Raw genomic sequence first — 3,070 nt, 5'->3', positions numbered from 1 at the left:
GTGCTCTATCAGCAAATGGAAACAAACCTGGCGCTCTGTGATGAGATGGCTGAGCTGTCAGATATGGTCATCCAGAGCGTGTCGTAATCTAGTGGGTTCCAGTATTTCATGTCTGTTTGTTTCTTGGTGGGGCTAGCGTTATGTCTGGATGGATATAACGAAATATTGACGGTATAGTGATTGGCATGTTGTCGGTTCAGTCAAAGAGGTCAGTATGAAGCGATGGATCTGTCAGGCGGTGATTGCGGTGGCGTTATCTATGTCTGTCGTAAGCGCGCATGCGGAGCAGGTATTGGTTGCAGTCGCTGCAAATTTTACGAGCGTTATGCGCCAGCTTGTACCTCCGTTCGAGCAGCAGAGCGGGCATCGGGTAAAGGTAAGTTATGGTTCAACCGGTAAGCTTTATGCGCAGATTCAGAATGGAGCACCGTTTGAGCTTTTTTTGGCAGCCGATACGTTGAGGCCACAAAAAGCATTGCGTGAAGGGGTGGCCGTGCCTGATTCCGGTTTGACTTATGCGTTTGGTCGTCTGGCTCTGTGGAGTGCAAAGGCGGGTTTGTTTGATCAGAACAATGGTATTGAGTACCTGAAACAGAATGCATATCCCCGCCTGGCGATCGCAAACCCTAAAACGGCTCCTTACGGTAAGGCGGCTTTAGAGTTTCTGCAGGGGGCGGGTGTTTGGTCAGACGTGAAGGCTCGAGTTGTTCGGGGTGATTCCATCGCGCAGACGTTTCAGTTTGTCGCGACAGGTAATGCGCAGCTGGGGTTTGTCGCGTTGTCTCAGGTAAAAGGCTGGCAGGGGGAGCAGGGTAGTTTATGGATTCCTGCAGAGGCAGTGGTTCCTCCAATAGAACAGCAAGCTGTGTTGCTGCATTCTGGTGCAGATAATCCGGCAGCGATTGCTTTTCACGCGTATCTTAAGTCAGATCAGGCGAAGGGTATTATCAAGGCTGCAGGTTATGGGGTGGTGGTTAAATGAGTGGGTTGTGCGTTTTATTGGGAGTCTTGGGTGGAGTTTGACTGGCAGCCCGTATGGCTTACTTTGAAGCTGGCAGGGTTTACAACGCTGACGTTGATGTTTATCGGGACACCTATTGCATGGTGGTTGGCGCGCACATCGCATTGGCTCAAGCAGCCTGTGGCTGCCGTGGTGGCTTTGCCTTTGGTGCTTCCGCCTACGGTTTTGGGTTTCTATTTGTTGTTGTTGCTGGGGCCGCAAGGCGTTGTAGGACAGATAACTCAGTCGTTAGGGTTGGGTACTCTGCCGTTTACCTTTGCAGGCCTGGTTGTTGCGTCGGTTTTCTACTCTCTGCCATTTGTGGTTCAGCCATTGCAGAATGCCTTTGAAGCGATGGGTGAGAGGATGTTGGAAGTTGCAGCAACCCTGAGAGCATCGCCTTGGGACCGATTTATGACGGTTGCCGTACCGCTGGCGCGCCCAGGATTTATGACCGCTGCTGTGCTGGCTTTTGCCCATACGGTTGGGGAGTTTGGTGTGGTATTGATGATCGGTGGCAATATACCCGGGGAGACGAAGGTGTTGTCGGTGGCGATCTATGATCACGTGGAAACGCTGGAGTATGATCAGGCGCATCTGCTAGCGGGCGGGATGCTGCTATTTTCTTTCGTTATTTTGCTCACGTTATATCTGATTAACGGTCGCCTCAACAAAGGAGTGCGTTAGTAGTGAATTCCTCAGAGGGTATTGGGCAAAAAGAAAACGCTATCTTTGCGTGTTTCAAGACTGAACTGGAGGCCTTTTCTCTGGATGTGAGTCTTCGGTTGCCAGCCAAGGGGATTACTGCGCTTTTTGGTCATTCGGGGTCGGGGAAGACGACCCTGTTGCGTTGTGTTGCGGGACTGCATCAAGCGAAGGGGGATCTGCTAATCAACGGTGAGTGCTGGCAGTCATCTGATCTCTTTCTGCCTGTTCACAAGCGTCCTCTTGCTTATGTTTTTCAGGAGGCAAGCCTTTTTCCTCACCTGTCGGTGAGGCGGAACCTCGAATATGGCTATCGAAGAGTGCCTGAAGGGGAGCGTCAGGTAACGTTTGAGCAGGCAGTTGCTTGGCTTGGCTTGGGAGAGATGCTGACTCGGATGCCGGATAGATTGTCTGGTGGTGAGCGTCAGCGTGTTGCCATCGCGCGGGCTTTGCTGACCAGTCCGCGTCTGCTGTTGATGGATGAGCCGCTGTCGGCGCTGGATCATAATAGTAAGCAGGAGATCATGCCGTATCTTGAGCGGCTGCATGAGGTACTGTCGATCCCGGTGTTATACGTGACGCATTCACCGGAAGAGGTGGCTAGGCTGGCGGATTATCTGGTGGTGTTGGAGGCTGGCAGAGTCGTGGCTTCTGGTGAGTTGAGTGAGACGCTGGCAAGTTTGGATCTCCCGGTTAAGTTGGGTGAGGATGCAGGAATTGTTTTAAAAGCCACGGTGTCTGAGTTGGATGATGAGTGGCATCTGTGTCGTGCAAGTTTCCCGGGTGGAGAGTTGTGGTTGCCAAATGAAGGTTTTCAACTTGATCAGCCGGTACGTTTGCGGGTGTTGGCACGTGATGTCAGTGTGGCGCTGAGTAAGTATGAGGATCAAAGTATGTTGAATGTGCTTCCTGCGGTGGTGCAGTCTGTCAGTGAAAACGACCGTCCAGGTGCGGTGATGGTAAAGCTGGCCTTAAATGCAGGTGAGGGAGAGGTTTTAGGCTGTACATCCATACTGGCTCGACTTACAGCGCGTTCGGTGGATAAGTTGCAATTGGCGCCCGGTAAAAGTGCTTGGGTTCAGGTGAAATCTGTTGCTGTACTGGAATAGACTTCAAGGGATGTCAAAAAACTGAAAGAAAGAGTGTTGACATCAAATCTGCCTGCGGTATTATACGCGCGTCTTCAGGCAATACGCTGATTTATACAGCGGGTTGATTTATAACTAACTGATTTAAAGTCAGTTTTTAATAATCATCCGAAGCATCTGACTCGAAAGAGTTTTATGCGTCCCATTCGTCTAGTGGCCTAGGACACCGCCCTTTCACGGCGGTAACAGGGGTTCGAACCCCCTATGGGACGCCATT

Annotated in this window: 3 protein-coding genes and 1 tRNA gene; all 4 read left to right on the top strand. The window is 51.3% G+C overall.

Annotated elements, in window-relative coordinates:
• The first annotated feature begins 214 nt into the window (after positions 1–214).
• The 4 genes from modA to ABYW01_RS17805 all read left to right on the top strand — a co-directional run bounded on the left by modA (position 215) and on the right by ABYW01_RS17805 (position 3,068).
• Positions 215–982 carry a molybdate ABC transporter substrate-binding protein gene (gene modA / locus ABYW01_RS17820; RefSeq protein WP_372835393.1) on the top strand — a complete coding sequence of 256 codons (768 nt, stop codon included), beginning with the start codon at positions 215–217 and terminating at the stop codon, positions 980–982.
• Positions 983–1,012: 30 nt separating this feature from the next.
• The gene (gene modB / locus ABYW01_RS17815) at positions 1,013–1,687 is read left to right on the top strand and encodes a molybdate ABC transporter permease subunit (protein WP_372835391.1); all 675 of its coding nucleotides are present in this window, start codon (positions 1,013–1,015) and stop codon (positions 1,685–1,687) included.
• Between the two features lie 2 nt (positions 1,688–1,689).
• Entirely contained in the window at positions 1,690–2,814 is a 1,125-nt protein-coding gene (gene modC / locus ABYW01_RS17810) for a molybdenum ABC transporter ATP-binding protein (protein WP_372835388.1), read from the top strand.
• 178 nt (positions 2,815–2,992) lie between these two features.
• A tRNA-Glu gene (locus ABYW01_RS17805) sits at positions 2,993–3,068 on the top strand.
• The last annotated feature ends 2 nt before the right edge of the window (positions 3,069–3,070 follow it).

Source organism: Pontibacterium sp. (assembly GCF_041587635.1).
GTDB lineage: Bacteria > Pseudomonadota > Gammaproteobacteria > Pseudomonadales > Balneatricaceae > Pontibacterium.
The sequence above is the reverse complement of the archived record's forward strand: the minus strand, read 5'-3'. Positions and strand labels throughout refer to the sequence as shown.